Source organism: Pseudomonas sp. UBA1879, from assembly GCF_002338065.1.
Taxonomy (GTDB): Bacteria; Pseudomonadota; Gammaproteobacteria; order Pseudomonadales; family Pseudomonadaceae; genus Aquipseudomonas.
This window is the reverse complement of the sequence record NZ_DDHJ01000004.1, coordinates 335757-359054: the sequence shown is the minus strand read 5'-3', so window position 1 is coordinate 359054 and position 23298 is coordinate 335757. Positions and strand designations below refer to the sequence as shown.

The window sequence follows — 23298 nt, the reverse complement described above, 5'->3', positions numbered from 1 at the left end:
GTGGATATAAATATTTACCACCTCAGGTCCGCAGATCGGATTAGGCTACTCCAGCACCACCAAGCGATTCGGCAACTCATTGCGTGCCTGCGTCACCGGCACCTGATCGCTCAATACCTGACCACAGGCGTGTATGCAGCCCAAAAACCCGTCGAGAATTCGGCCTTCGCTCACCTGTCGGGTGAACACATCGACCATCGAACGCCACACCATGTCGTCCACTTTCCGGGCGATGCCGTCGTCAACGATGATCTCGACATAGCGCTCGGCCTCACTGACGAAAATCAGCACCCCGGTGCCGCTGGCCGTCGCATGAAGGTTTTGTTCCAGAAATTGCCGCCGGGCCAGGCTCCCGGCTCGCCAGTGGCGAACAGATGCCGGCACCAGGCGCGTGGTGATCGAAGGCAATCGGCACAAGAGCGCGACGACGATGAACGTCGCAATCTGAGTCAACAGCAGCTCATTGGCATTGAGCCAACCAGGGTAAAAGTTGATCAGCCCGGGCAGCAGCAGTGCGATCAATCCTGCCCAGATCAGCGGTGCATACGCGTAATCGTCGGCGCTGGCGGCCAACACCGTGACCAGTTCGGCATCCGTATCGCGCTCGACCGCTTCAATCGCCCTTGCGACTTGTCGTTGTTCGTCTTCCGTCAGTAATGCCATGGGTCCAGTCCTGCCTTATCAATAGCCATCGACTACCAGCCGCCAGAGGCGCCGCCCCCACCAAAACTGCCCCCGCCGCCGCTCATGCCACCGGAGCTCGATCCGCGGGAACCACCCGACCCAAAGCCGCCCGAACCGCCCGAACCGATGTAGCCGAGTCCCCCGCCCCAACGGGCGCTGATATAGGCTGCCATCACGAACAGGACGAAGAACAACAGGGTCATGCGCCAATCGGTCACGTCGTCCCCGCCCGTCGCACCGACCACCGGCTCGGCCAATGGATCGCCGCCCAGGACCTGAACGATGGCCTCCGTGCCTTTATTGATGCCCCCGACGAAATCGCCCTGCTTGAACGCCGGTGTAATGATCTGATTGATGATCACCGATGACTGCGCATCGGTCAGACGATCCTCAAGGCCGTACCCAACCTCGATGCGTACCTTGCGCTCGTCCTTGGCGACAATCAGCAGCGCACCGTTGTCCTTGCCCTGCTGGCCGATGCCCCAGTAACGCCCGAGCTGATAGCCGTAGTCCTCGATCGTGCTGCCTTGCAGATTGGGCACGGTCACCACCACAACCTGTTCGGTGGTCAGCTCTTCGTGAGCCCGTAGCATCTGCGACAGATGCTCTCGGCTCGGGTCGTCGATCATGCCAGCCGCATCGACCACCCTCCCACTCAGCGGCGGAAACGTGATTTGAGCGAAGCTCTGCCCTGCAAACACGCCCAACAGCAGCGCCAGAACCGCGACTGTGGCGCCCGCCCGCGCCCACCGCATCAGAATTTCACTTGCGGCGCTTTATCGGCGTCCGCGGCAGTGGCTTCGAAATTGGGGCGAACGGGCAGGTCGCTGTACATCACCGAATGCCAGAGGCGGCCAGGGAAGGTGCGGATTTCAGTGTTGTATTTTTCGACTGCGGCGATGAAATCGCGGCGGGCGACGGCGATGCGGTTTTCCGTGCCCTCGAGTTGCGACTGCAAGGCCAGGAAATTCTGGTTGGATTTAAGATCCGGGTAGCGCTCGGACACCACCATCAGTCGGCTCAGGGCGCCCGTGAGTTGGCCCTGCGCATCCTGGAATTGCTTGAGTTTGGCGGGGTCGTTCAGGGTGCTGGCGTCCACCTGAATAGACGTGGCCTTGGCGCGCGCCTCAATGACCGCGGTCAGCGTGTCCTGCTCCTGTTTGGCGTAGCCCTTCACGGTCTCCACCAGATTCGGAATGAGGTCTGCCCGACGCTGGTACTGGTTCTGCACTTGCGCCCAGGCCGATTTGACCTGTTCGTCGTAGGTCGGAATGTTGTTGATGCCGCACCCGGCCAGCAACGTGCTCAGCAGCATCAGCAGTGTCAGTGACAAATTGTAACGACTGCCCCGAATGTGCCCATAACGCTCTATTTGCATGGCCTGCGTGCTCCTTGGTGATTCGTGGTTTGTCTTCCCGTCAGACATGACTTTAGCCAAATCAGACGATCCCCGGCATAATCTCGGCCCATTACGTCGTCAGGCTCTGGATTGCCGGGCTGCGATCGGATAAAACTCGTTGCGCTACTGATGCCCGGATGCGTCAGGAGTTCAGCGACCGCCTCGTCCTGATGACAATAAAAACCAAAGGTTTCACTTCAAAACTAAGGCCACCGGGTATTTCGCGCGAGTTGCCGGTCCACGCCTTGAGAAAATCATTCATGAATAAGCTGTGTTTACTGAGTTTTGTCATTGGTCTGGTCAGTCAGTCCGCCTGGGCTGAAACCGCCGTCAAACCCGCCAGTAATGCCTCCACGCTGCAAGCCAAGAATGCTTTCATCGCTAACTTGATGAAGCAGATGACCCTCGACGAGAAGATCGGTCAACTGCGCCTCATCAGCATCGGCCCCGAGATGCCGAAATCGGAAATCGTCAAGGAAATCGCGGCTGGCCGGATCGGCGGCACGTTCAACTCGGTCCTGCTGCCTGACAACCGCGCCATGCAGGACGCTGCCGTCAAACAAAGCCGCACCAAAATTCCAATGTTCTTCGCCTACGACGTGGTCCACGGCCAACGCACCATTTTCCCGATCAGCCTGGGTCTGGCATCGACTTGGGACATGAACGCCGTGACCCGCGCCGGTCGTGTGTCGGCCATCGAAGCCGCCGCCGATGGCGTGGACATGACCTTCGCGCCGATGGTCGACATCACCCGTGACGCCCGCTGGGGCCGCAGTTCCGAAGGATTCGGCGAAGACACCTACCTCGTCTCGCGCCTCTCGGCCACCATGACCCGCGCTTTTCAGGGCACCAGCACGCAAGCGCCTAACAGCATCATGGCGGCAGTCAAACACTTCGCGCTGTATGGCGCTGTCGAGGGCGGTCGTGACTACAACACCGTGGACATGAGCCCGGTGCGCATGCAACAGGATTACCTGCCGCCTTACCGCGCGGCCATCGACGCCGGCGCCGGGGGCGTGATGGTTGCGCTGAACGCCATCAACGGGGTGCCATCGACCTCCAACGCGTGGCTCTTGCAAGACGTGCTGCGCAGGGATTGGGGCTTCAAAGGCGTGACTGTCAGCGACCACGGTGCAATCAAGGAACTCATTGACCACGGCGTCGCCAAGGACTTCCGCGAAGCCGCGAAGCTGGCGATCAAGGCCGGCGTCGACTTGAGCATGAACGACAAGGCCTACGGCGAAGAATTGCCCGCGCTGGTGAAGAGCGGCGAAGTGTCGGTTCAGGAAGTCGACAACGCCGTGCGAGAAGTCCTTGGCGCGAAATGGGAAATGGGCCTGTTCGCCAACCCGTACCTGCGCATCGGTGCAGCGGTGGACGACCCGGCCGACCGTAACGCCGAAAACCGCTTGCACCGCGCAGAGGCTCGCGACGTTGCGCGCCGCAGCGTGGTGCTGTTGAAGAACGAAAACGACACCCTGCCGCTGAAGAAGCAAGGCACCATCGCTGTCATCGGCCCGTTGGCGAAAAGCTCGGTGGACATGCTCGGCAGTTGGTCGGCGGCAGGCCTCGCCCGCCAGACCGTCAGCGCCTACGACGGCCTGGCCAATGCCGTCGGCGACAAGGCCAGGTTGCTCTACGCGCCGGGTACCAACATCACTGATAACCAAGAGGCCATCGCCTATCTGGACAAGATGGAAGACCAGATTCACATCGACGGCCGTCCCGAGCAGGACATGATCGACGAAGCGGTCAAGGTCGCCGGGCAGTCGGACGTGGTCGTTGCCGTGGTCGGCGAATCCCGCAACATGTCCCACGAAGCCGCCAGCCGTGTCGATCTGGTGCTGCCGGGCCGTCAACGCGACCTGATCAAGGCGCTCAAGGCCACCGGAAAACCACTGGTCATCGTCCTGATGAACGGTCGTCCGTTGGCGTTGGGTGAAGAAAACAAACAGGCCGACGCGATGGTCGAGAGCTGGTTCCTCGGCACCGAGGGCGGTAACGCGCTGGCAGATGTGCTGTTCGGCGACTACAACCCGTCCGGCAAGCTGCCGATGACCTTCCCGCGCTCGGTGGGCCAGGTGCCTGCGTACTACAACCACCTGAACACTGGCCGCCCGTATCGCCCGAACGATTCGAACTACACGTCGAACTACTTCGAAGAGCCGACCAGCCCGCTGTTCCCGTTCGGTTATGGCTTGAGCTATACGCAGTTCAGCGTTTCGGACATCGTGCTGTCGATCAACAAGATGACCCGCAACGACAAGCTGACCGCCACCGTGCAGGTGAAGAACACCGGCAAGGTCGCGGGTGAAACCGTGGTTCAGCTGTACTTGCGAGACATCGCCGCGTCGCTGAGCCGCCCGGTAAAAGAGCTGAAAAACTTCCAGAAGATCATGCTGAAGCCAGGCGAAGAAAAAGCCGTGACGTTCACGCTGACCGAGGAAGACTTGAAGTTCTTTAATCCTTCGCTCAAGTACGCAGCTGAAGCCGGAGATTTCAAACTGATGATCGGCCTCGACTCCGAAGACGTGAAGGAAGCCAGCTTCGCCCTGCAGTAATCCGGTTCTGCGGGCGTGAATTGAGTCCGAACGGCTGTTTCAGACGATGCCTATGGCGTGTCTGAAACAGAGGTTTGCGAATGAATTCGCTCTAGCAGGGTTCGCCTTCGACGGTCCCGACACGTCAACCCATTCAGGTCGACAGGCCACTTACCATGCCCCGCTCCGCCCGTCTGCTCTTATCGACCCTGCTGATCCTCGCAGGCACAGCCATTGCCGCGACGCTGGCGATGCACCAGGCGCAGCGCCATTCCCTGGAGGACGACGCGGCCAGAGCCGAAGGCCAGCTGTCCCTTTACGCAAACACCCTGCAAACGTTGATCGAACGCTATCGCGCACTGCCTGCCGTTCTGGCGCTCGACCCACAGCTGCGCGATGCATTGAAAGGTCCGGTCAGCCCTGAAACCACCCAGACACTCAACCTCAAGCTGGAACAGATCAACGGCGCCGCGCAGTCGTCGACACTGGAACTGCTCGATCGCCACGGTCTGGCCATCGCCGCCAGCAACTGGCAATTGCCCAGCAGTTACGTCGGTCACAACTATGGCTTTCGCCCGTATTTCACCCAGACCAAGGCCCATGGGGTAGGACGCTTCTATGCCGTGGGCGTGACCAGCGGCATTCCCGGCTATTTCCTTTCCAGCGCGGTGTACGACGACGCAGGCCAGTTCATCGGCGCGATGGTGGTCAAACTCGAATTCCCCGACCTTGAACACACGTGGGCTCAAGGCGACGACCTGCTGCTGGTGAGCGACGCCAAGGGCATTGTGTTCATTGCCAATCAACCGGGCTGGCGCTATCGGGCGTTGCGTCCATTGTCCGATCAGGATCGCGCCGAACTGACCCGTACCCGCCAGTACGATAAACAGCCGCTGATGCCCCTCGTCCACGAGCCGCTACGCACGTTCAACGACAGCAGCCGTCTGAGCCGGATCGACGGCGTGGGCGGTGCATCGGACTTCCTCTGGCAGTCCCTGCCACTCGAAGCAGAAGGCTGGACCCTGCATCTGCTGCGCAAACCCCAGCCCGCTGCAGAAGACGTGCGCAACGCCGCGCTGGCGGCCGCAGGCATCTGGCTGACGCTGGTGTTTTTGGGACTGTTTCTCTACCAGCGTTGGCGCCTGGCCCGTATGCGGCAACGCAGCCGCGAAGAACTGGAACAACTGGTGGAAGCGCGCACCCGCGATCTGCAGACGGCGCAAGACGGCCTGGTGCAGTCGACCAAACTGGCCGCGCTAGGGCAGATGTCGGCGGCGCTGGCGCACGAAATCAACCAGCCGTTGACTGCGCAACGCATGCAACTGGCTACCCTGCGCTTGCTGCTCGACCATGGGCGGGTCGACGACGCTTACAAGGCACTGACCCCGCTCGATCAGCAATTGACGCGCATGGCCGCCCTCACTGGCCACCTCAAAACCTTTGCCCGCAAAAGTCCCAGTGGTCTGCGAGAACGGCTGGACCTGGCGTGTGTGGTGGATCAGGCACTGCTGTTGCTGGACGCTCGGATCCGTGATGAGCGTGTCAGTTGCGTGCTGGACCTGACCCGTCCCGCCTGGGTACGCGGCGATGCGATTCGTCTGGAACAGGTGCTGATCAACCTGCTGCGCAACGCCTTGGACGCGATGCGTGATAAACCGCACAAACGTCTGGAAATCCGTATCGACGACGACAAAGGGCAATGGCGCCTATCGATCGCTGACAGCGGCGGCGGCATTGCCGATGAGCATCTGGCGAACGTGTTCGACCCCTTCTTCACCACCAAACCGGTAGGCGACGGCCTGGGGCTGGGCCTGGCGGTGTCTTACGCCATCGTGCACGAACTTGGGGGTCGCTTGAGCGCAGAAAACCTTAACAATGGCGCACAGTTTTTCTTTTCTCTGACCCGGGCCCCGGAGGCCGAACCCGCATGTTGAACTCGGTGATCGTGGTCGATGACGAGGCCCCCATTCGCGAAGCGGTTGAACAATGGCTGTCGCTGTCGGGTTTCGAGGTGCAGCTGTTTAGCCGGGCCGAAGATTGCCTGGCGAAATTACCTCCGCACTTTCCGGGTGTGATTCTGAGTGACGTGCGGATGCCGGGTATGGGCGGTCTGGAGTTGCTGGCAGCCGTACAGAACCGGGATGCCGATCTGCCGCTCATTTTGCTGACAGGCCATGGCGACGTGCCCATGGCGGTCGAAGCCATGCGCGACGGCGCCTACGACTTTCTGGAAAAACCGTTTACGCCTGAAACACTGTTGAGCAGCCTGCGACGTGCGCTGGAAAAGCGTGCGCTGGTCCTGGAAAACCGGCAGTTGCACGAACAGGCCGAGACCCGCACCCGCCTCGACGCCACGCTACTCGGCCTGGCCCCGGCGATGCAGACTTTGCGACGTCAGGTTCAGGAGCTGGCGCAACTTCCGGTCAACGTCCTGATTCGCGGCGAAACCGGCAGCGGCAAGGAAATGGTTGCTCGCTGCCTGCATGATTTCGGCCCCCGGGCGAAGAAACCGTTCGTGGCGGTCAATTGCGCGGCCATTCCCGAGCAGCTGTTTGAGGCCGAATTGTTTGGCCACGAGAGCGGCGCCTTCACGGGCGCTCAGGGCAAGCGCATCGGCAAGCTGGAATTCGCGGACGGCGGCACGCTGTTTCTTGACGAGATCGAAAGCATGCCGTTGGCGCAGCAGGTGAAGCTATTGCGGGTGATTCAAGAACGGCGTTTCGAACGACTGGGTTCAAATCAGAGCATCAAGGTCAATCTGCGGATCATCGCCGCGACCAAACCCGATCTGCTGGACGAGGCGCGCGCCGGGCGTTTTCGCGAAGACCTGGCCTATCGCCTGAACATCGCCGAACTGCGCCTGCCGCCTCTGCGGGAACGTCGCGAAGACATCCCGCTGCTGTTCGCACATTTCTCCCGGCATGCGGCAGAAAGACTAGGCCGCGACGCACCACTGCTCAGCGGTGGGCAGTTAGGCCATCTGCTCAGCCATGACTGGCCCGGCAATGTGCGCGAACTGGCCAATGCGGCCGAGCGGCAGGTGCTTGGGCTGGCTAACCCGGTCTCGGTCGATATGCCTGAGGGACAGTCGCTCGTGGCACAGCAGGAAGCGTTCGAAGCCCACTGCCTGCGCTCGGCCTTGAGTCGGCACAAGGGCGACATCAAAGGCGTCATGAACGAACTGCAACTGCCCCGCCGGACTCTGAATGAAAAGATGCAGCGGCATGGGCTGGTGCGCGATGACTACCTTCCAGACAACAGCTGAATATCCCAGAAGCGCGTTGTTCCGCGGTGACTACTTCCCGGACAACTGCCGAATACTGTAGGAGCGCGGCTGTTCCGCGGTGAATACTTCCTGAACAACTGCCGAATACTGTAGGAGCGTGGCTTGTCCCGCGATCGGCTGCGTAGCAGTCGCGACCCGCTCTACGCCGTGGATCAGATATAGCGTGCTCAAAGGTCTTGCGACGGGTTTCCCGCCGGTCGCGAGACGAGCCACGCTCCTACAGCGATGCGCGACTTCCCGCTCATCTGCACTCGCAAAGTAAGCGGATTTCCGCTCATCACAACCCTGCCACCCCCTCTAGATCGGCCCTTCAGGGCCTTGGCACATCTCCTGCTATCACTGTCCTCAGACCGCATCACTGCGCTCCTTCTAAAAACAATGACTTGCAGGAAACCCCATGGCCATTCCCAATACCGCCGCAAATGGCGCTACAGCCTTACCCGCCACCGAAAAGACCACCGCGAGCCGCCTGAAATCGATTTTTTCAGGGTCGGTCGGCAACATGGTCGAGTGGTATGACTGGTACGTCTACGCCGCTTTCTCCCTTTATTTCGCCAAAGTCTTCTTCCCCAAAGGCGACACCACTGCACAATTGCTCAACACCGCCGCGATCTTCGCCGTCGGCTTCCTGATGCGCCCGATCGGCGGCTGGCTGATGGGCCTGTATGCCGACCGCAAAGGGCGCAAGGCGGCGCTGATGGCGTCGGTGCTGCTGATGTGCTTCGGCTCGCTGATCATCGCCCTGACCCCCGGTTATGAAACCATCGGTGTCGGCGCGCCGATCCTGCTGGTACTCGCGCGCCTGCTGCAGGGCCTGTCGGTCGGCGGCGAATATGGCACTTCCGCTACCTACCTCAGCGAGATGGCGACCAAAAAGAGCCGTGGCTTCTATTCCAGCTTCCAGTACGTGACCCTGATTTCCGGCCAACTCATCGCTCTGGGTGTGTTGATCGTGCTGCAGCAAACCCTGACCACAGAGCAGTTGAACGCGTGGGGCTGGCGTATCCCGTTCGCGATCGGCGCGCTGTGCGCGGTGGTGGCGTTGTTTCTGCGTCGAGGTATGGAAGAAACCGAATCCTTCACTAAAAAGCAGGACAAGCCGAAAGAAAGCCTGATGCGCACCTTGATGCGTCATCCGAAAGAGCTGATGACGGTTGTCGGCCTGACCATGGGCGGCACCCTGGCGTTCTATACCTACACCACCTACATGCAGAAATACCTGGTGAACACGGTGGGCATGAGCATCACCGATTCGACCACCATTTCTGCTGCCACACTGTTCCTGTTCATGGTTTTGCAGCCAGTGATCGGCGCACTGTCTGACAAAGTAGGCCGTCGGCCGATCCTGATCGCCTTTGGTGTGCTGGGTACGCTGTGCACGGTGCCGATCCTCAGCACGTTGCACACCATTCAAACCTGGTGGGGCGCGTTCTTCCTGATCATGGCCGCGCTGATCATCGTCAGCGGCTACACCTCGATCAACGCAGTGGTCAAAGCCGAGCTGTTCCCGACCGAGATCCGCGCGCTGGGTGTAGGCCTCCCGTATGCGTTGACCGTTTCGATCTTTGGCGGCACGGCCGAATACATCGCGCTGTGGTTCAAAAGCATCGGCATGGAAACCGGTTACTACTGGTACGTCACGGCGTGCATTGCCTGTTCGCTGCTGGTGTACGTGTTCATGAAAGACACCCGCAAGCATTCGCGGATCGAGACGGACTGACGACCGACGTAGCCAGCTGGCCCATACGTCTTCCCGTACACACCCAAGGGGCGGTCACGCAAGTGGCGGCCCCTTCTTAGCTCCCCAGACAGCTAAGCGATTGAATCGTCGGCGGGTTTTCGCAGTATCAATTTGAGCGATGATCGGTACTAACGCTATTAACTTCTTATTCATCCAGAGCCGAGTAAAGTTAAGTCCATACCGAGTCACCACTGAATTGAAACGATCTGGAGCAACTACCATGACAACTAACAAACTGATCTTCGGCCTGGCTTTCTCTCTTCTTGCTTCGAGCGCTTTTGCACTTCCAGTTATTGAAGCAACTCACCAAATCAGCGCACCGGTTGTTGCCGAAAACGGCTCCTCCCACACCAACATGAGTCGTGTTTCCGCTGATGGTGCTGACCATGTCGGCGCCAACCGCCTGGCCTCCGACGGTGCCGACCGTGTAGGCGCCAACCGCGTCGCGACTGACGGCGCTGATCATGTAGGGGCTAACCGTGTCGCAGCTGACGGCGCTGATAACGTAGGCGCAAATCGACTCGCGGCGGAGGGTGCTGACCATGTTGGTGCAAATCGTCTGGCTTCGGACGGCGCAGATCGTGTCGGTGCAAACCGCGTAAGCTGATCCTCCGATCATTCCTTCCTGGCCCGGCTATCGCCGGGCTTGATGCGTTCGCCTCCCCCAAAAAAAGCTGAAACCTTCGTACTAGAAGCCTCTCCGGGCACTTGGCACCTTTTTTTGCCGATAAACGTCCCGCGGTTGCGATCACGGATGCAGATATCGACAAAGAGCGCAAGCGAATCTCAATAAAAACCAAATTCACAAAATTCTACATCAGTCAAGCTCAGAATCTGCAGGTTTTGAAGAAATTTGCCCCATCGCGGTTCAGAAACCCCTGGAGCGCTTTAAAACCGGGCGTTTGGCCCAACTATCATTTCTGACGATGATCGTTAGCAACCTTGTTAACTTCTAGTTAATGCAAGCGCGCGTAGAATTAGCTCCATACCCAAGTGATAAACATTTTGAACTTTCCGGTGGAGTCAACATCATGAAAACTTCTAACCTTATTTTTGGCCTTAGTCTTTCTATCCTGGCATCGAGCGCATTCGCTCTGCCTGTTTCTTCCGATCAGCACACTGCGTTGACGGGCACTGTTGTCGCTGAAGGCGGCGCGTCCCACACCAATGCGTCGCACACCGGGACTTATCGTCAGGCCTCCGATGGCGCTGATCACATCGGCGCCAATCGTCTCGCCTCGGACGGTGCTGACCGCGTCGGCAACAACCGTCAGGCCGCTGATGGTTCCGACCACGTCGGTGCCAATCGCCTCGCCTCTGACGGCGCCGACCGCGTCGGCAACAACCGTCAGGCCGCTGATGGTTCCGACCACGTCGGTGCCAACCGCTTGGCCGCTGACGGCGCTGACCGCGTGGGCAACAACCGCCAGGCCGCCGATGGTTCCGACCACGTCGGTGCCAATCGTCTCGCCTCGGACGGTGCCGACCGCGTAGGTGCCAACCGCGTGAGCTGATAGCCGCTTCATAGTTTTACATTCCACCTCCTGAAACTCCCTTTGTAGCCCGACTGATGTCGGGCTTTTTTTTGCCCGTGGTCAGGCCAGGGATGGCGTCCCGATTCAATGCCTTGCACTATGGCGACTCGACGCAAACGGGCGGTCGCCCCATTTCCCGGCCTTCATACATTTCTCAGGATTGCGCCATGTCAGACGACATTCATTTCTACGAACCTGCCAATGGCCACGGTCTGCGCCATGACCCATTCAATGCCATCGTCGGCCCGCGCCCCATCGGCTGGATTTCATCGCAGGACGCAGAAGGCAAGCTCAACCTTGCGCCCTATAGCTTCTTCAACGCCTTCAATTACGTGCCACCCATCATTGGCTTCTGCAGCGTGGGCCGCAAAGACAGTTTGAACAACATCGAGCAGACCGGTGAATTCGTCTGGAACCTGGCGACCCGCCCCCTCGCCGAGCAAATGAACCAGAGCTGCGCACCGGTTGCGGCAGACGTCAACGAATTCGAGCTGGCACACCTCACGGCCTCGCCTTCGCGCATCGTTTCAGTGCCGCGTGTGAAGGAGACGCCGGTGGCGTTCGAATGCAAAGTGACGCAGATCATCCAACTGCAGCGGGCAGACAAAGAGGTCGTGCCGAGTTGGCTGATTCTGGGGGAAGTGGTGGCGATTCACATTGCCAAGAGACTGCTGAAAGACGGCGTGTACGACACGCTGGCCGGAGAGCCGATTTTGCGGGGAGGTGGCCCTGCTGATTATTTCCAGCTGGGCCCGGCGTCGCTGTTCACGATGTACCGGCCGAAAGCCTGATCAGTCCTGAGCGAACATCAGTTCGCCCTCGGACGTCACGTCGATCAAACGCTCCAGTTCATCGACAGCGGCTTGATCGGCGGCCAGTGCGGTGGTGAATTTTTGCTCCTGCAGGACCCGATGAAACGTCGGCGCGCCGCCTGCACCGAGCCCTTTGACGGCGATCGCGGCGCTGTAGCCCCCTTCGCCCGGGACGGCGGCGGAGACGGCTTCGTGGTGCTGGAATTGTTTGCGTGCCATGGAAGGATAGCCCTGCCTTGAAAAGAGAAAGGCAGGGATTTTAAACCTGAAGCACCCGACCGGGCGTCAGAAATTTACCCTGCCAACCTGGCATCCGACACGCCATACGCGTGTTGCGCTTGAGGGGCCGTCACGCTGGCGAACGTCTGGAAATCGAGGCTGCGGACCAGTTTTTCCACCATCAGGTCGGAAAAGATGCTCAGTTCCGGGGTGGAGAACCAGTCATTCATGGCGGATTGATCCGCCCAGACGCCGCTGATCACCCACACATCGGCCTCGGTCAGCGAATGGTGCAAGGTGAAGTGCAAGCAGCCCGGAGTCCTGGCGGTGGGGCCGATCAACGCGCTCAGACGTGCGCCCAGTTGCGCACTGTTTCCGGCACTCGCGCGCAGGGATACAAGATGGCTCACGACGGAAGTGCTGTGCATGGTCTGTGCTCCTTTGGAACAGCCGCGATCGGAAAAGGCGTCGAGGCTGGAAGTCAAGATTAGGGGGCGCGACGCAACAGCCGTTAGCCAATTACTGCCCGGTTATTGCCTGATTCTGCGCGGCGATAGATTGAAACAGGCGATGCATGTGCCTGCATGTCTATGAAAGGGACGGGACTTTCAAGCAATTCACTTCGATGAACAGGGCGGTTCAGCGCCGGGCCGGTACACCCGGAGCAGAATCAGGCAATCATCAGGCAGAATCCGTCTAACGCTTGCGATTGCACAAAAATAAGCTGTGCTCCATCAACCCTTCGCCGGAGGATTTCTTCATGTTGCCCACTGCTGCCGCGACCCGACTGTCAGCCCTTCGGCCCGACGCGCCGCCTGCGCCCGAGCTGAGCGCGCAGATGCAGCAACAGCGTGCCGAACTTGCGGATCTGATCCGTCGACACGCCCCCCGTGAGGGCAATTTTGAAACTGTAATCAAGTCACTGTTCATGGTGCGCCACGATCAGCCTACGCAATCGGTGCCAGGTCTGGTCCAACCCGCGTTGTGCATCATGGCCCAAGGCCGCAAAGACGTGACCCTCGGCGGCGAGCTGTTCACCTACGACCCGCTGAATTATCTGGTGCTCTCGGTCGCGCTGCCGGTGAGCGGCAAGGTCATTCATGCCACGCCGGAAGAGCCGCACCTCGCGATGCGTCTGGACATCGACCCGGCGGAGATCAACGCGCTGATTGCGCAAGCTGGTCCGATGAGCGTACCGACGCGCCCTAGCGGTCGGGGGATGTATGTTGAGCGCATCGATTCACAGCTGCTGGACGCAGTGATTCGTCTGATTCGCCTGTTGGACACGCCTAAAGACATCCCGATGCTGGCGCCGCTGATCACGCGGGAGATCCTGTATCGCCTGCTGCGTGGGAGTGAAGGCTACCGGCTGTACGAAATTGCGATTTCCAACTGCCAGACCCACCGCGTTTCCCAGGCCATCGCCTGGCTGAACGATCACTTTCATGAACCGTTGCGTATCGAAGAACTGGCGCGGGAAGTGAACCTCAGCGTCTCGACCCTGCACCACCGCTTCAAGGCCGTGACCGCGATGAGTCCGTTGCAGTACCAGAAGCAATTGAGATTGCAGGAAGCTCGGCGCCTGATGCTGGCCGGCGGGCTTGAAGCGTCGGCGGCGGGATACCGGGTCGGGTATGAAAGCCCCTCGCAGTTCAGCCGCGAATACAGCCGGCTGTTCGGCGCGCCGCCATTGCGGGATCTGGCGCGCCTGCGCAAGTCGGTGTGATCAGACCGCGCGTACGACGTGTTTGATTTCCTGAAACGCTTGCATGCCCCACGGTCCCAGCTCTCGACCCAGGCTGCTCTGCTTGTAACCGCCCCAAGACGTCTGCGGGAAGATCACCTGCGGCGCATTGATCCACACCATCCCCGCATGGAGCGCATTGGCCACCCGGTCGGCTGTTTCACCATTACCGCTGACCACGCTGGCCACCAGCCCGAACTGACTGTCATTGGCCAGCGCCACCGCTTCGGCCTCTGAACTGAAGCCGCGCACGCACAGCACGGGGCCGAAAATCTCCTCGCGCCACAGCGCGCTGTCCAACGGCACGTCAGCGAACACCGCAGGCTCCAGAAAATAACCGCGTGCCCGTCCAGTCGGACGTTGGCCACCGCACAACAGACGCGCCCCGCAGGCCTTGCCCGCTTCGATGTGATGGGTCACCCGCTGGTATTGCGCCTGATTGACCAATGGCCCCATTTCGACGCCCTCCTCCAGCGGGCCGCCCACCTTGATCGACCGGGCTTTGGCAACGATGCGCTCAAGAAACGGCGCCAGCAGTTCTTGCGCTACCAAAACGCGACTGGTCGCGGAACACATCTGCCCGGCGTTGAAATAACTGCCGCCGCTGGCCAACTCGACCGCCAGATCCAGATCGGCGTCCGCCATGACCAGCAGCGATGATTTGCCGCCCAGTTCCAGGCTGACGCCCTTGACGGTTTCCGCCGCCCGCTGCATGACCTGAACACCCGCTGCATTGCTGCCCGTGAACGAGACTTTGGCGATGCCGGGATGCGCCGACAGGGGCGCACCGACCGCCAGCCCGGTGCCACAGACCACATTGAACACGCCAGTGGGCACGCCACTCGCAGCGATGATCTGCGCCAATTCAAGCTCGGCCAGGGGCGTGACCTCTGAAGGTTTGAGCACGACGCAGCAGCCCGCCGCCAACGCCGGGGCGAGTTTCCAGGCCGTGGTCACCATCGGAAAATTCCACGGCACGATCAACGCCACCACGCCGCAGGCCTCGCGGCGCAAGCGCGCGGTGAAATCTTCACTCGGCAGCTCGATCACCCGGTTTTGCTGGCCGTCCGACGCCTCGGCCAAATCGGCGTAGTAATTGAAGGTGGCGATCACGTCGTCCACATCGATGGCGGCTTCGAACCCTGGCTTGCCGTTATTGCTCGATTGCAGGTGCATCAGGCGTTCACGCTGAGCCGCCACACCGCTGGCGATCTGGCGCAGAATCATCGCCCGTGCCGCGCCGGTGGTTTTCGACCAAGCCTCGAATGCCGCCTGCGCGGCGTGAACGGCTTCGTTTACCGCCTCGGCATCGCCGCCGCTGACGATAGCCAGCCGCTCTTCATTTGACGGATTGATCACCGTAAGGGGTTCGTTGCCCCCACGCCATGTGCCATCGATGTACAGCCCTGCCAAAACCGGATTCAACACAGTCGCCTCACTCATGATGCTTTCAGCCCGTTCATCCAGCCGCGCTGGTCGATTTCGATGACGGTCGGACCCTGACGGTCGTTCGCCGCGTGCAATGCCGCTTTCAAGGATTCAACACCGCTGACTGCTTCGGCTGCACAGCCCAAGGCCCTGGCCACGCCAATGAAATCGGGGGTGTAGATGTCCACGCCGACCGGCTCGATGGCGCGGTTGACCATGTATTTCTTGATCTCTTCGTAGCCTTGGTTATTCCACAGCAGGACGATGATCGGCGTGCGCGCCTCGACGGCGCTGGCCAGTTCCGAGAGGGTGAACTGCAAACCGCCATCACCGATCAGGCAGGCAACCGGGTTGCGCTCGCCTGCATCCTGACTGCCCAACCAGGCGCCGACCGCCGCCGGCAGGGCATAACCCAGCGTGCCGTAGCCAGTGGACGAGTTGAACCAACGCCGCGGCTTGTCCAGGTCCAGGGTCAAGTTGCCGGTGTAGACCGGCTGAGTCGAGTCGCCAACGATGATGAGCTCGGGCAGCACCTCAAGCACCGTTTTCAAGAACTGCGTCTGCCCTCGCGTGGCATCGTCCCACGAGGCCTCTAGCGTGGTTTTCAATGCGGCAGCACGGGCCTGCCCCCATTCGCTGTTGCGGGCAGGCAAGCGTTCATCGCTCAACGCGGCAACTAAGGCCTCGGCGGCGGTTTGTGCGTCAGACACCACCGCTACCTTCGGAGGGAAATTACGCACGGTCTGGTCAGAATCGATATCGATACGCAGCAACGTGCCCGGGATCTTGAAGCGGCCCTGAAAGGTGATGTCGTAGTCGGTTTCGGCCAGTTCGGTGCCGATGGCGAGCACAACGTCGGCGCCTTCGATGATTTCGCGGGTTGGGTCGAGGGATTGGGTCGAGCCGATCAACAGCGGGTGATCGGACGGCAGCATGCCTTTGGCATTGATGGTCAGCGCCACCGGCGCATCGAGGGTTTCGGCCAGCCGGGTCAGCGCAGCAGCAGCATCGATTGCGCCACCGCCGGCAAGAATAAGGGGCCGCTGGGCGTTGGCCAACAGGCCTGCCATCTGTTTGATCGCGGCGGGCGCCGGGCCTGCGCGCGTGACCGATACCGGTGGGTTGTCGAGCACGTGGTCTGCATTTTCCACCAGCACGTCCAACGGGATTTCAATGTGCACCGGGCGCGGCCTGCCGGCTTGAAACAGCGCGAACGCGCGGGCCAACACCGATGGCAACTCTGACGCCGACATCAGCGTATGGGAAAACGCCGCCACGCCTGCGACCAACGCGCCTTGGGCCGGCAGCTCATGCAGCTTGCCGCGACCGCCGCCCAATTGGCTGCGGGACTGAACACTGGAAATCACCAGCATCGGGATCGAGTCGGCGTAGGCCTGACCCATGGCCGTGGTGATGTTGGTCATGCCGGGGCCCGTAATAATGAAACACACCCCCGGTTTGCCACGGATGCGCGCATAGCCATCGGCCATGAACCCGGCGCCCTGCTCGTGGCGCGGGGTCACATGGTTGATCGAAGAGCCGGCCAATCCGCGATACAGCTCAACGGTGTGGACGCCAGGGATGCCGAACACCTGCTCAACACCGTAGCCCTCCAGTAGCTTGACCAATACCTCGCCGCACGTCGCCATGTGTCAGGACCTTATTCGTTGTTCGAATCGTTTTACGAAGCGGCGCGTCTGGCCTTGAGTCGCGGACCGCACTGAGACGTCATTGGACCGTGAGGGCATATCGATGACAACGCAAAAAATGTCATGCTTAGCCATGTTTTCAGATCATGGCTGCCTCTTTTCATGAAACGCCTGCCGCCGTTGCCCGCCCTTCACTCCTTTCTCATCACCGCCCGATGCTGCAACTTCACACGGGCGGCGGAAGCGCTACACATCACGCAGGGCGCCGTCAGTCGGCAGATCTCCGGGCTGGAAAATCAATTAGGGCACCGCCTGTTTCACCGCGAAGCGCGGGGGCTGAGCCTGACAGCAGAAGGCCGGGCTTTTTTGCCGCGCATCGAGCAAGTGTTCAGCCTGATCGAGGAAGCGGTGGATCAAATGGGCGCCGAGCAGCAGCCGCTCCAGCTCAAAGCACCGACCTGCATCACTCGCTGGCTGCTGCCCCGGCTTTTGCAGTGGCAGAAAGAACGGCCGGACGTGCCCGTCGAGTTGACGACGACCATTGCCCACGGCGTGGATTTTCGTCGTGAACGTTTCGACGCGGCGGTCGTGTACGGCGCGCAACCCGACGATCTGGGGCATGTGCACCCGCTCTTCGAAGAACAACTGACGCCCGTGTGTGCCCCCTCGCTTCTAAATGGCGCGCACCCCCTCGAACAATTCGGCGACCTGGAACAGCACATGCTCCTGCACCCGACCCTCGACGAGCAGGATTGGGAACGCTGGCTGAAAGCCGCGGGCACCCGCCTGAGCAACGTGGGCAAAGGGCAGCACTTCGACACGATGGATCTGGCCATGACCGTTGCGTCTCAAGGGTCGGGCTTGGCGATGGGCGATTGGGCGCTGATCGGTGAAGACTTGAGCACTGGCCGGCTGATGACGCCATTTGACCTCAAGGTGAAAACCGGAGCTGCGTATTACGTCGTCTACCCACCACGTTCTGCCGCGAAACCGTACATTCGCGAGCTTCTGGACTGGCTGCAGGCGCAGGCCCAAGCGCGCCGGAACGTTCCATAACCAAAGCGTCAGCCTCCGGGCGCGACCGATAAAAACATACAATCTTCCGCGAGCCCGCGGCAGCGCGCACAGCGGCCTACACTCACCTTGTCCGACAAAAATAAATGCAACCGGATCGAGGTACGCGTCATGAGAACCACGCTGAAAAGACAATGCGTTTATGTCGTCGCTGTCGTCACCGTTCTGAGCATCTATGCCGCTGGCGCGTATCGAATCGAGCAATTACGGCAGTCGCCGCGCATGGCGGTGGTTTGCACCTTCGGCCATTGCTCGCCAACAGACGCGACATTCAGCGCACTGCGCTAATACTCATGAAAAGCCCGATCCGACGCGTGAGTGAATCGATTAAGGCAGCTATCGATTAGCAAGCTAACGGATTAGACTGGACGCACTCTCCCGCCGGGCCCTCGGCGGGTCACCCTGCCCGTTCGAGTCTTTTTCCGTGAACAGCCTCCATCAAACACGCCCGGACATTCGCAGCATTCTCTTCGCGCTGATGATGGCAGTGTTCCTCAGTGCCCTGGACCAAACCATCGTGGCGGTTTCGATGCCCGCCATTTCTGCGCAATTCAAGGATTTCGACCTGCTCGCCTGGGTGATCTCAGCCTACATGGTCGCCCTGACCGTCGCCGTGCCGATCTACGGCAAACTCGGCGATCTGTATGGCCGTCGTCGCCTGATGCTATTCGGACTGGGGCTTTTCACGCTGGCTTCGTTGTTCTGCGGCATGGCCCAAAGCATGGAGCAACTGGTGCTGGCGCGGGTGTTACAGGGCATTGGCGCGGGCGGAATGGTGTCGGTGAGTCAGGCGATCATCGGCGACATCGTGCCCCCACGCGAGCGCGGCCGTTATCAGGGTTATTTCAGTGGCATGTACGCCGCCGCCAGCGTGGCAGGCCCAGTGTTGGGTGGTTTCATGACCGAATACCTGTCCTGGCGCTGGGTATTCTTCATCAATTTGCCCTTGGGCCTCGTCGCGTGGTGGGTCGCACGCCAGACGCTCATCGGCCTGCCGGTTCCGCAACGCAAACCTGTTATCGACTATTTAGGCACGATCCTGATGATCGTGGGCCTGACTGCATTACTGCTGGGTATCACCGAAATCGGCCAAGGCCATAGCTGGCGCGACCAGCACGTGCTGACACAGCTGGGCGTGGCACTGCTGGCGTTGGTGATTTTCGTGATCTACGAACGTCGGGCTCGCGAGCCTCTCCTGCCCATGCACCTGTTCGCCAACCGCAGCGCGGTACTGTGCTGGTGCACAATTTTCTTCACCAGTTTTCAGGCCATTTCGTTGATCGTGTTGTTGCCGTTGCGCTTTCAGACCGTGACCGGTGGCGGCGCCGACAGCGCGGCGTTGCACCTGATGCCACTGGCGATTGGCATGCCGATGGGCGCCTACTTCGGAGGCCGTCGCACGTCGTTGACCGGCCGTTATCAGCCAATGATTCTCGCCGGCGCGGCGCTGATGCCGTTGGCCATCCTTGGCATCGCCTTCACACCAGCGCAGTCGGTATGGCTGACCGGCCTGTTCATGGTGTTGACGGGCATCGCCAGCGGCCTGCAATTTCCAACGTCGTTGGTGGGCACGCAGAATTCGGTAGAGATGAAAGACATGGGCGTGGCAACCAGCACTACCAACCTGTTCCGTTCCCTGGGCGGCGCCGTGGGGGTGGCCAGTATGTCGGCGCTATTGCTGGCCATGTTGGCAGGCTCGGGGCTGGGCGGGGTCGACAACGGCTCGCTGACCGCCGAAGGCAGCTCGGGCAATCTGTTGATGGACAGCCTGCATGCGGTCAGCGGCCCGGCGCTGGCGTTGTTGCGAGGACAATTATCGATGACCTTCCAGCACCTGCTGATGGCCAGCGCGGGGGTGTCCCTCCTCGGGCTGGCCGCCGCACTGGCGATGCCGAATCATCTGCTGAGAGGACGGGAAGACAAGGATCGCTAAGGCGCACTTGCAGCGCATATAAAAAGGGTGGGAGCCGGCGAGCCGGCCCTTACCCAAAACCGCAGTGGCAGGTCTGCCTCACGCGCTGTAATACCCCACCGCCACCAGAAAATCGCCAACTTTGCGCATGTACGCGTGCTTGTGCTCGACTTCCCCGGTCATCGGGTTGCGCCACCGGTATTCGTATTCGCCCTCGGGCTGTTTCTTGATCATTTCCAGCATCGGCAGGCCGACTGGCTTACCTTCCGGGTCTTTGATCTTGCTGAAATCGGTGTTCACCAGTCGCAGATTGGTGCCATGAGCGACATAGCGTTTGGTGTTGACGTTGACCACGAACACGTAAAGGTCGTCCTGCAGAAAGCCACCCTTCAGGCTGTTAATCGCTTCGAGGGTGCTGCTCTGATCTTGCGCCAGCGCGTTCGACGCCTTGTCCAGCAACGCCCTGGCCTGTTGCGGTGCAGCGCGCGGCAGGTAATAGCCGACGGCGAGAATGCGATTCGCCACACGCTGGAAATACACACGTTTGCGCTCGACCTTGCCGTCGCGCCAGTTCTGCCAACGGTATTCGGCTTGCTGAATGCCTGCGCTCTCCGGGGTTTGCAGCACGCCCTTGAACGCTTTTTGCAAATCGGGATCAAGCACGGATGAAATGTCACGTCCGATCAGCGCTACCGAAGGGCCGCCACTGGCGAGCATCACGCCGCTCGTGTCAGTCACGAAGACATAGCGCTCACCGTCGACGAACTCGCCCTGTCGGCTGAATTCGGCAAGCGCCTTGTCGCCAACCTGGCGATAGTGGGCAACGGCTTTTTCAAGCAAGGCCTTGGCGGCAGCCGCTTCCTGCGCGTCATCCGCCGCCATGGCCTGGGCCAAGCCCAAACAGGCCACTGCCATCGCCATGAGAAGGTTCCACGTTATACGTTTGGAAATGATTGGCATCGCGCGCATCCCTTTCTTATTGATCTGCGAGCAAGCTTAGACCGGTGATGGCAATGGGGAAGCATTTATGCGCGTTATCGACCCGCTGTTGGCGAGCAAAATGTGCGGGTGGATTTACATAAAGGCTGAGTAGAACGGCTGTTCATCAGACATGAAGAAATGTATAGATGCAGGCGAAGCGCCACACGGTTATATTCGGAGCCCGACGCCAAGGCGGGTCGGGCTTGCACGAAGGCATGCGTTCACTGAGCCTTCAACCCTGGCTGGAAGCCAGTGGCAGGGCAGTGTCCCGTAATGCGGGACTGTAGCGCAGCATGTCCAGAACGGTATCCACCAGACGTTCGGCGTCCTGGAACAACGGAAAGCTGTCGGGAACCAGTAACCACTGACCCAGAATGCCGTGTATATAAGCATGCAGGCAGATAGCCCCTCGGCGAGGGTTGAGATCGGCGGGCAATTGCCCCTGGCGAGATGCATTGCTCAGCGCAAGGGCGATGCGTTCGTTGGCGTCGAGCCAGACGAATTGCCGCTGGCGCCGCATGTCGCACATTTCATCGGTGAATTCGAACTTATGAAACAGAATTTCATTGATGCGGCGGGTCTTCGGATCTATTGCAACTTGCTGAAACAAATGAATCAGAAGCTTTCGTGTCCACCCCAATGGGTCCACTTCATCCGCGCTTTCACTGGCACGGGCCATTTCTTCCAGCGGTTCATGCAGGCTGTCCAGCATCGCCTGGACCAGGTCGGCCTTGTTGCTGAAATGCCAGTAAATCGCCCCGCGCGTGACGCCTGCCAACGTCGCGATGTCCGCCAACGTCGTGCGCGCAACGCCTCGTTCGAAAAATGCCTGCTCGGCCGCCTCAAGAATTTGTCTGCGTGTTTCCTGAGCTTCTTCTTTCGTGCGACGAACCATGGCAGCAAGACCTCATTGAAAGTGCTTCAGGCTCTTTTTGCGAGTGGCCTGAGCAGTGCGCCGGGCGGCGCTTGTATCGCCTTGTCCCGGACCTACAATCGATGCCCTCGGTGCGTTCGCATGTCGCAGCCGCGGGTGTTTACAAACAACCGTGAACGTAAGTATATTCATTAGCTTGCTACTTATCCAGCCGGAAACTTTTTATACGCCCTTTCCACTTCTCATGAGCTCATGCTCCTGACCCGAGGATCTTCATGCAATTCAAGCCAGCTGTTACCGTACTGGTCACTGCCGCCGCCCTGGCATCGCTGCTCAGCGGATGTAGTAAAAAAGAAGACGCGGCTGCGGCTGCACCACCGCCCCCTCAGGTCGGCGTAGTGACCATCCAGACCCAGCCCTATACGCTGGTTTCCGATCTGCCCGGACGCACCACGGCCTATCGCGTCGCGGAAGTTCGCCCGCAGGTCAACGGCATCATTCTCAAGCGACTATTCACTGAAGGTACGGACGTCAAGGCCGGCCAACAGCTGTATCAGATCGATCCTGCGGTCTACGAAGCGAATCTGAACAGCGCGAAGGCCACCTATGACGCCACCAGTTCTCTGGCAGGACGTTATAAACAGCTGATCAATGAACAGGCAGTCAGCCGTCAGGAATACGACACCGCTGTCGGCAACGCGCGCGAAGCCCAAGCTGCTGTGCAAACCGCCGAAATCAACCTGCGTTACACCAAGGTCTATGCGCCGATTTCCGGTCGCGTGGGCCGTTCGTTGGTGACCGAAGGCGCGCTGGTGAGCAATGGTCAGGCTGATGCGATGGCGACCATTCAACAACTCGACCCCATCTACGTCGACGTGATTCAGTCCTCCGCCGAGATGCTTCGCCTGCGTCGTGAACTTGAAAGCGGCAAGCTGCAGAAGGCTGGCGACAATGCCGCGAAGGTCAAGCTGACACTGGAAGACAACAGCCAGTACCCGATCGAGGGCAAGCTGGAATTCTCGGAAGTGTCGGTTGACCAGACCACTGGCTCCGTCACCTTGCGCGCGGTGTTCCCGAACCCCAATCACACGCTGCTGCCGGGCATGTTCGTGCATGCGCGTCTGCAATCGGGCGTGAATGAGCAGGCGATTCTGGTGCCGCAACAAGGCGTGACCCGTGACCTGAAAGGCACGCCAACCGCTCTGATCGTGAATCAGGACAACAAGGTGGAACAGCGCACGCTCGTCGCCAACCGCACCAGTGGCACCGACTGGGTGGTCGATAAAGGCCTTAGCCCAGGCGACCGCGTCATCACTGAAGGCCTGCAATACGTCAAGCCGGGCGCTCAAGTCACCGTAGCGGACGCGACCAACGTCAAGCCAGCTGCCGCCCCGGCTCCCGCTCAAGGGAGTAAATGATT

At 60.2% G+C, this 23298-nt stretch carries 21 protein-coding genes; 12 read left to right on the top strand and 9 right to left on the bottom strand.

Annotation, left to right across the window (positions count from 1 at the left end):
* Window positions 1-45 precede the first annotated feature (45 nt).
* The 3 genes from B3N48_RS04740 to B3N48_RS04730 are packed head-to-tail and all read right to left on the bottom strand — an operon-like array spanning window position 46 to window position 2062.
* On the bottom strand, window positions 46-663 hold the full coding sequence (locus B3N48_RS04740; protein ID WP_296180092.1) for a TPM domain-containing protein: 618 nt from the start codon (window positions 661-663) through the stop codon (window positions 46-48).
* Between the two features lie 32 nt (window positions 664-695).
* Window positions 696-1439, bottom strand: a complete 744-nt coding sequence (locus B3N48_RS04735) for a TPM domain-containing protein (RefSeq protein ID WP_296180089.1) — start codon at window positions 1437-1439, stop codon at window positions 696-698.
* On the bottom strand, window positions 1439-2062 hold the full coding sequence (locus tag B3N48_RS04730) for a LemA family protein (protein WP_296180086.1): 624 nt from the start codon (window positions 2060-2062) through the stop codon (window positions 1439-1441). The genes B3N48_RS04735 and B3N48_RS04730 overlap by 1 nt, the downstream gene beginning before the upstream one ends.
* A gap of 281 nt (window positions 2063-2343) precedes the next feature.
* Here B3N48_RS04730 and bglX point away from each other — a divergent pair, with 281 nt between their 5' ends.
* The 7 genes from bglX (at window position 2344) to B3N48_RS04695 (ending at window position 11976) form a co-directional block, all read left to right on the top strand.
* Complete coding sequence (bglX, locus tag B3N48_RS04725) at window positions 2344-4644, top strand: beta-glucosidase BglX (protein ID WP_296180084.1); 2301 nt, start codon at window positions 2344-2346, stop codon at window positions 4642-4644.
* 155 nt (window positions 4645-4799) lie between these two features.
* On the top strand, window positions 4800-6557 hold the full coding sequence (locus B3N48_RS04720; RefSeq protein WP_296180082.1) for a sensor histidine kinase: 1758 nt from the start codon (window positions 4800-4802) through the stop codon (window positions 6555-6557).
* Complete coding sequence (locus tag B3N48_RS04715) at window positions 6551-7888, top strand: sigma-54-dependent transcriptional regulator (RefSeq protein ID WP_296180080.1); 1338 nt, start codon at window positions 6551-6553, stop codon at window positions 7886-7888. The genes B3N48_RS04720 and B3N48_RS04715 overlap by 7 nt, the downstream gene beginning before the upstream one ends.
* Before the next feature lie 418 nt (window positions 7889-8306).
* Complete coding sequence (locus tag B3N48_RS04710; protein WP_296180077.1) at window positions 8307-9629, top strand: MFS transporter; 1323 nt, start codon at window positions 8307-8309, stop codon at window positions 9627-9629.
* Window positions 9630-9870: 241 nt separating this feature from the next.
* Window positions 9871-10257 carry a hypothetical protein gene (locus B3N48_RS04705; protein ID WP_296180075.1) on the top strand — a complete coding sequence of 129 codons (387 nt, stop codon included), beginning with the start codon at window positions 9871-9873 and terminating at the stop codon, window positions 10255-10257.
* A 424-nt stretch (window positions 10258-10681) separates the two neighbouring features.
* On the top strand, window positions 10682-11164 hold the full coding sequence (locus B3N48_RS04700; RefSeq protein WP_296180070.1) for a hypothetical protein: 483 nt from the start codon (window positions 10682-10684) through the stop codon (window positions 11162-11164).
* Between the two features lie 188 nt (window positions 11165-11352).
* A complete protein-coding gene (locus tag B3N48_RS04695) occupies window positions 11353-11976 on the top strand; it encodes a flavin reductase family protein (protein ID WP_296180069.1) in 624 nt (207 codons plus the stop codon).
* Here the strand turns inward: B3N48_RS04695 and B3N48_RS04690 are convergent, their stop codons facing one another.
* Both B3N48_RS04690 and B3N48_RS04685 read right to left on the bottom strand, forming a co-directional pair.
* Window positions 11977-12216, bottom strand: coding sequence for a hypothetical protein (locus tag B3N48_RS04690; RefSeq protein WP_296180066.1), 240 nt, complete (start codon window positions 12214-12216; stop codon window positions 11977-11979).
* A gap of 74 nt (window positions 12217-12290) precedes the next feature.
* A complete protein-coding gene (locus tag B3N48_RS04685) occupies window positions 12291-12644 on the bottom strand; it encodes an antibiotic biosynthesis monooxygenase family protein (RefSeq protein WP_296180063.1) in 354 nt (117 codons plus the stop codon).
* A gap of 410 nt (window positions 12645-13054) precedes the next feature.
* On the opposite strand from B3N48_RS04685, the gene B3N48_RS04680 reads away from it, so the two are divergent.
* Complete coding sequence (locus B3N48_RS04680; protein ID WP_296181590.1) at window positions 13055-13942, top strand: AraC family transcriptional regulator; 888 nt, start codon at window positions 13055-13057, stop codon at window positions 13940-13942.
* Here the strand turns inward: B3N48_RS04680 and B3N48_RS04675 are convergent, their stop codons facing one another.
* Together B3N48_RS04675 and B3N48_RS04670 are read right to left on the bottom strand one after the other, a co-directional pair.
* A complete protein-coding gene (locus tag B3N48_RS04675; RefSeq protein ID WP_296180061.1) occupies window positions 13943-15403 on the bottom strand; it encodes an aldehyde dehydrogenase family protein in 1461 nt (486 codons plus the stop codon).
* Entirely contained in the window at window positions 15400-17037 is a 1638-nt protein-coding gene (locus tag B3N48_RS04670; RefSeq protein WP_296180058.1) for a 5-guanidino-2-oxopentanoate decarboxylase, read from the bottom strand. Before B3N48_RS04670 ends, B3N48_RS04675 begins: the two co-directional genes overlap by 4 nt.
* Window positions 17038-17199: 162 nt before the next feature.
* Between B3N48_RS04670 and B3N48_RS04665 the strand changes: the two genes are divergently transcribed.
* The 3 genes from B3N48_RS04665 to B3N48_RS04655 all read left to right on the top strand — a co-directional run bounded on the left by B3N48_RS04665 (window position 17200) and on the right by B3N48_RS04655 (window position 20044).
* Window positions 17200-18093 carry a LysR substrate-binding domain-containing protein gene (locus B3N48_RS04665; protein WP_296180055.1) on the top strand — a complete coding sequence of 298 codons (894 nt, stop codon included), beginning with the start codon at window positions 17200-17202 and terminating at the stop codon, window positions 18091-18093.
* A 129-nt stretch (window positions 18094-18222) separates the two neighbouring features.
* Window positions 18223-18399, top strand: a complete 177-nt coding sequence (locus tag B3N48_RS04660; protein WP_296180053.1) for a hypothetical protein — start codon at window positions 18223-18225, stop codon at window positions 18397-18399.
* A gap of 190 nt (window positions 18400-18589) precedes the next feature.
* The gene (locus B3N48_RS04655) at window positions 18590-20044 is read left to right on the top strand and encodes an MDR family MFS transporter (protein ID WP_414704205.1); all 1455 of its coding nucleotides are present in this window, start codon (window positions 18590-18592) and stop codon (window positions 20042-20044) included.
* 78 nt (window positions 20045-20122) lie between these two features.
* Here the strand turns inward: B3N48_RS04655 and B3N48_RS04650 are convergent, their stop codons facing one another.
* Both B3N48_RS04650 and B3N48_RS04645 read right to left on the bottom strand, forming a co-directional pair.
* On the bottom strand, window positions 20123-20944 hold the full coding sequence (locus B3N48_RS04650; protein WP_414704195.1) for a cache domain-containing protein: 822 nt from the start codon (window positions 20942-20944) through the stop codon (window positions 20123-20125).
* Between the two features lie 292 nt (window positions 20945-21236).
* Window positions 21237-21899, bottom strand: a complete 663-nt coding sequence (locus tag B3N48_RS04645; protein ID WP_296180044.1) for a TetR family transcriptional regulator — start codon at window positions 21897-21899, stop codon at window positions 21237-21239.
* A 254-nt stretch (window positions 21900-22153) separates the two neighbouring features.
* Here B3N48_RS04645 and B3N48_RS04640 point away from each other — a divergent pair, with 254 nt between their 5' ends.
* A complete protein-coding gene (locus B3N48_RS04640; RefSeq protein WP_296180042.1) occupies window positions 22154-23296 on the top strand; it encodes an efflux RND transporter periplasmic adaptor subunit in 1143 nt (380 codons plus the stop codon).
* Window positions 23297-23298: the final 2 nt, after the last annotated feature.